The sequence below is a fragment of the Reinekea sp. genome (assembly GCF_982785585.1).
Genome location: NZ_CEYAVF010000018.1, coordinates 36949 through 41948 on the forward strand (window position 1 = coordinate 36949; position 5000 = coordinate 41948).

Consider the following 5000-nt stretch of genomic DNA (forward strand, 5'->3'; position numbering starts at 1 on the left):
AACCAATCGAATGAAACATCGGTGAGCGGTAAGCTCACTTGTGTTAAAGCTTACTAGGAGAACTGATTATGAACGTCTGTATTGCCGGCGCCGCTGGTGCCTTTGGCATCAAACATCTGGACGCTGTGGCGCAAATCCCCGACGTCACCGTTACGTCCGTGGTCGGCGCCGATCGCGCCGAGATGCTCGCCTTCGCGGCCGAGCGGGGCATTGCTCACGCCACCGATGACCTGGCCGAAGCCCTCGCACGCACCGATGTCGATGCCGTGATCCTGGCAACGCCGACCCCTATGCATGCCGCCCAAGCGATGCAGTGTTTGCGTGCCGGCAAGCATGTGATGGTCGAAATTCCGATGGCTGACAATTTAGCCGATGCCCAGGCCCTGGTGCAGTTGCAGCAGGAGACCGGTCTAGTGGCCATGGCCGGGCACACCCGGCGTTTTAATCCGAGTCATCAATGGATGCACCAACGCATCGAGGCGGGCGAATTAACGCTGCAGCAATTGGACGTGCAGACCTATTTCTTCCGTCGCAGTAACACCAATGCCCTGGGCCAAGCGCGCAGCTGGACCGACCATCTGCTTTGGCACCACGCTTGCCACACCGTGGACCTATTTCAATATCAGACCGGTGCCGCGGCCAGCCAGGTGCAGGCCATGCAGGGCCCGATCCATCCAACATTGGGCATCGCCATGGATATGAGCATTGGCCTGAAAAGCCCAGGCGGCGCCCTGTGTACCCTGAGTTTGTCGTTCAATAACAACGGCCCGTTTGGCACCACTTTCCGTTATATCTGTGACCAAGGCACGTACGTGGCGCGCTACGATGACTTGTTTGATGGCAACGACCAGCCCATCGACCTGAGCGACGTGGCGGTATCGATGAATGGTATTGAATTGCAGGATCGGGAGTTTTTTGCTGCCATCCGTGAAGGGCGTGATGCCAACGCCAGTGTCGCTCAAAGTCTGCCCGCAATGGCGACATTGCATCGGTTGGAAGCGCTGTTGCAGGACTAGGGCAAGATGAGCTGAGCGCGCCCGAAGCAGGGTCAGCGCTCCATATTTATAGCCTCTAACCGGCACTGAGCGTTCAGACCGCCGTTCAACAAACCTACATGCCCCCTCGCGGGCATTTTTCTTGTGTCGTCACATCAACCAATCTGGCTCATTTAAGCCGTATTAGAGGCGAAAGACCAGTTGTTGCAGAGGCTGTGGGCCGATAACGCGGCAGGGCCGAATATGGCAATTGGCGGTATAATAGCCAAGCTGCAGTGTGAAAATGAACACTCGTTGTGCATGTTTTTGTGACACCAGCAGATGTAAAAACCACTTCGAAGAAGAAATCAGGCAATTAACAGCATTATTCCCGGTTTATTTGCCCTAAATAAGTCCTTTTATCTGTATAAATGTTAAAATCAGTGCCATGTCCTCTTGATTGTGAACCATTATTGACTCAAGGAGCGAATTGTATTGATGGTAACTTACGTAGGTGAATACTAATTCAAGTCATTGGAATCGTTCACCTGCTAATGGGTAGGCTTTTTTCAAGTCACCGAGCAAAAAGGATGATTCGGATTTAACTCATAACAATAATCAAAACTACAAAAATATTTGGAGATTAATCAATGATCAAAACAAAAGACTTCGCCACATTCAAGAGCGCAAAGATGCTTAAATCCGTTGCCGTCATCGTTGGCGCAGCGTCCTTAATGTTAACAACCGTCCATGCCGACCAGCTGGATACGGTAATTAAGCGTGGAACACTAAACTGTGGTGTTGTTCTGGATTTCCCTCCGATGGGTTACTTCGACCAAGATAATAACGCAGCCGGTTTCGACGTTGATTACTGTAATGATTTAGCAGCAGCCTTAGGTGTTAAATCCAACGTACTTAACCTGACTTGGGGCGATCGAATTCCTTCCCTAATTTCAGGTAAGACCGATGTTGTTGTGGGTTCCACATCTGATACCTTAGAGCGAGCTAAATCCGTAGGTTTCAGCAGCCCTTACTTCGTGTTCAAATTCCAAGTATTCTCTAAGTCTGGCTCCAACATAAACTCTTTTGATGACCTCAAAGACGTCAAGGTCGGTGCTGCACTCGGAACTACTTATGAGACTGAATACTTAGCCTATGCCAAAGCACAAGGTTGGGGTGACAGCAACTACACCGCCTTTAAATCTGAAAACGATGCTTTCTTAGGTTTATATCAGGGTAAAGTTGACGCAATCATCAGTACTAATACCAACATTGCGACAAAACTGCAGACTGCCGAGTTTAAAGACTATGCTGCGGGCCCATTCGTGCCAAACTATGACGATGTTGTTGGCCTGATTGCCAAGCGCAGTGAATTGGCTTGGATCAACTACCTAAACTTATTCCTGGTTCATCAGATCCGTGATGGCAAATTGAATGAGCATTACAACCAGCATTTTGGCTCTGACGCGCCTGCCGATCTTATTCAGTCGCTACGTGACAACAAGTAAAAACTTAAAAAACTGCTGGCCATATTTTTTATATGGTTAACCTAATACGCAGTTAGCTCAAACGAACCTCTGTGTATGCAGAGGTTCGCATTAACAAACCCTGCCCATATGCTAGTAAAGCACCGTATAGTTCGATACAACGCCATATTAAGAATCGTCAATAATATGCTGGCGACGTAACGTGAACAGTCAACCAATAGCACTCCGGTAATTAGATAGAGTTTTCAACTATGGATTATGAATTTCATTGGAATACCGTGCTGCAAAAATTGCCCGAGATGTTAAGCGGCGCTTTTGTTACCTTGCATGTGTCCGTACTATCGATGCTGATCGGTATCGTGTTTGCGGTGTTGTTGGCAATTGTCAAAATGAACAATATCAAGCCTTTTTCATACGTGGCCGTGGCCTGGGTTGAAGTTGCCCGTAATACGCCCGCTTTGTTTCAAATTTACATGGCCTATTTTGGTTTAGGCGCTTTCGGTATTCATCTAAGCCCCTATACCGCAGTATTGTCGGCACTGATATTTATCAATGCCGGTTATTTGGTTGAAACATTTCGAGGGGGGTTTGACTCCATTCCCAAAACCCAATACAGCGCCTCAAAATCATTGGGTATGACCGGTTTCCAAATTTATCGCTACATCCTATTGCCACAAATGTTCAGGCGAATTTATCACCCAATGACCAACCAATTTGTGTGGTCTATTCTTATGAGTTCGTTGGGCATATTAGTGGGCATGGGTGAGCTTTCGGGTGAAACACAGCGCCTACAATCGCTTTCTTTCCGTACCCTTGAGTTTTTCATGGTTGCAGCTTGCATGTACTACGTCATTACCAAATTAGTGTTGCTGGCGGCATCGCTAGCGGCCAGAAAGCTGTTTCGGGGAGAAATCTAATGGGGTCATTATTTACACCTTTATCCTGGAACGATACTGGCTTCATACTCATCGGTATCTGGAACACCATCATAATTTCCGTGGTGGCGATTGTTATTGGTACCTTGCTGGGCATAGTGATCGGTTTTATTCGCTCTGAAAGCAGTAAAGTGACCAATACCCTGTTGGGCGCACTGTTGGATATCCTGCGCAGTGTCCCATTAATTATACAACTTGTTTTGTTTTCAACCTTTGTCGGGGTGATGGGCCATCCAATGAATCCATTTATTACCGGCTCCATTATTCTATCGCTCTACACCATGGCGTTTATGAGTGAAGTATTTCGCGGTGGCTTCGACAGCGTACCTGCTTCGATGAAGACGGCGGGCCGATCATTAGGCATGACCTATTGGCAAACAGTCTTTTATGTGAGTTTCCCCATTGGCATACGCACCGTCTTCCCGTCGTGGTTGGGCGTGGCGCTCAGTGTCATCAAAGATTCGGCATTGGTGTCTGTTATTGGTTATATGGAATTGCTGCGCACATCCGACCAGCTCATATCACGTACACAACAACCGTTGGAAATTCTACTCGGTGTGGGTCTCTTTTATTTTGTTATTTCTTACCCTCTATCGTTTTACGGTAAGAAGATTGAAAGGAAAATGGCATTATGATTAATATCCAGAACGTTCATAAATCATTCGGTGATTTGGAGGTCCTTAAGGGCATTGATCTGGATGTCAAAAAAGGCGAAGTGCTGAGTATCATTGGCAGTTCCGGCAGTGGTAAGTCGACCTTGCTCTACTGCATTAATGCCATTGAGAAGATTCAAAAGGGCAAAATCATTGTTGATGATATTGATGTGCACCATCCCGATACCAATCAAGATCAGCTTCGACAGAGGCTGGGCATGGTATTTCAGCAATGGAATTCATTTCCGCATTTAACCGTGCTTGAAAATGCCGCTCTTGCGCCTAGGGTTGTAAAGAAAATGAGTAAAGACGAAGCTATGGCAATAGCTGAAAAAGAACTCATTCACGTTGGCTTAGGTGACAAGTTTGACGTCTACCCAACCAAATTGTCGGGCGGTCAACAGCAGCGGTTGGCCATTGCACGCGCCCTGGCCATGAAGCCAAACTATATGCTCTTCGATGAAATTACATCAGCGCTAGACCCGGAGCTGGTCGGCGAGGTGTTAGACACATTGCGAATTCTGCGTGAAGATGGCATGACCATGATTTGTGTCACCCATGAGATCGCATTCGCCCGTGATGTGTCCGACACGGTTGCCTACTTTCAACACGGCGTGATCGAAGAAATGGGACCGCCGGATCAAGTGATCTCAAACCCGCAAAAAGAAACGACTCAAAAATTCTTGAGTAAGGTTTTGAGTTAATAGAGTGGCAATTCGGGTCAGCGCCACCTGGCCCGAATTTTTGTTAGCTGGGTGAAGTAAATTACACCTTGCAAAAAAACTCCCCCACCGAAGGCCGTCAAAATATCAAAATAAAATTAATAAAGTGGAATTGGCAGCGCATGGGCTGTATCGGTTAGCCTTAATTTTGTATTTAGATGCTTCACCTCAGGAAGCGCCGCCAAAAAGAGCTATGTCGGGCCCTGTTCGGTAAACTACAACCAATCTA

Annotated in this window: 5 protein-coding genes; all 5 read left to right on the top strand. The window is 47.4% G+C overall.

The window, feature by feature from the left end; all coding sequences use genetic code 11:
- Positions 1 to 68 precede the first annotated feature (68 nt).
- The 5 genes from AC4FIC_RS08820 (at position 69) to AC4FIC_RS08840 (ending at position 4753) form a co-directional block, all read left to right on the top strand.
- Positions 69 to 1016, top strand: a complete 948-nt coding sequence (locus AC4FIC_RS08820) for a Gfo/Idh/MocA family oxidoreductase (RefSeq protein WP_273284206.1) — start codon at positions 69 to 71, stop codon at positions 1014 to 1016.
- Between the two features lie 608 nt (positions 1017 to 1624).
- The gene (locus AC4FIC_RS08825) at positions 1625 to 2482 is read left to right on the top strand and encodes a transporter substrate-binding domain-containing protein (RefSeq protein WP_227003742.1); all 858 of its coding nucleotides are present in this window, start codon (positions 1625 to 1627) and stop codon (positions 2480 to 2482) included.
- Positions 2483 to 2712: 230 nt separating this feature from the next.
- Positions 2713 to 3378 (top strand): amino acid ABC transporter permease, encoded by a 666-nt coding sequence (locus tag AC4FIC_RS08830; RefSeq protein ID WP_100256088.1) that lies wholly within the window; start codon positions 2713 to 2715, stop codon positions 3376 to 3378.
- Positions 3378 to 4031, top strand: coding sequence for an amino acid ABC transporter permease (locus tag AC4FIC_RS08835; protein ID WP_100256089.1), 654 nt, complete (start codon positions 3378 to 3380; stop codon positions 4029 to 4031). Before AC4FIC_RS08830 ends, AC4FIC_RS08835 begins: the two co-directional genes overlap by 1 nt.
- Entirely contained in the window at positions 4028 to 4753 is a 726-nt protein-coding gene (locus AC4FIC_RS08840; RefSeq protein ID WP_100256090.1) for an amino acid ABC transporter ATP-binding protein, read from the top strand. The genes AC4FIC_RS08835 and AC4FIC_RS08840 overlap by 4 nt, the downstream gene beginning before the upstream one ends.
- Positions 4754 to 5000: the final 247 nt, after the last annotated feature.

Bases quoted from the DNA above. Each gene is read 5' to 3' on its own strand.
- AC4FIC_RS08840 (WP_100256090.1), top strand. From the start codon at position 4,028: ATGATTAATATCCAGAACGTTCATAAATCATTCGGTGATTTGGAGGTC.
- AC4FIC_RS08830 (WP_100256088.1), top strand. From the start codon at position 2,713: ATGGATTATGAATTTCATTGGAATACCGTGCTGCAAAAATTGCCCGAG.
- AC4FIC_RS08835 (WP_100256089.1), top strand. From the start codon at position 3,378: ATGGGGTCATTATTTACACCTTTATCCTGGAACGATACTGGCTTCATA.
- AC4FIC_RS08820 (WP_273284206.1), top strand. From the start codon at position 69: ATGAACGTCTGTATTGCCGGCGCCGCTGGTGCCTTTGGCATCAAACAT.
- AC4FIC_RS08825 (WP_227003742.1), top strand. From the start codon at position 1,625: ATGATCAAAACAAAAGACTTCGCCACATTCAAGAGCGCAAAGATGCTT.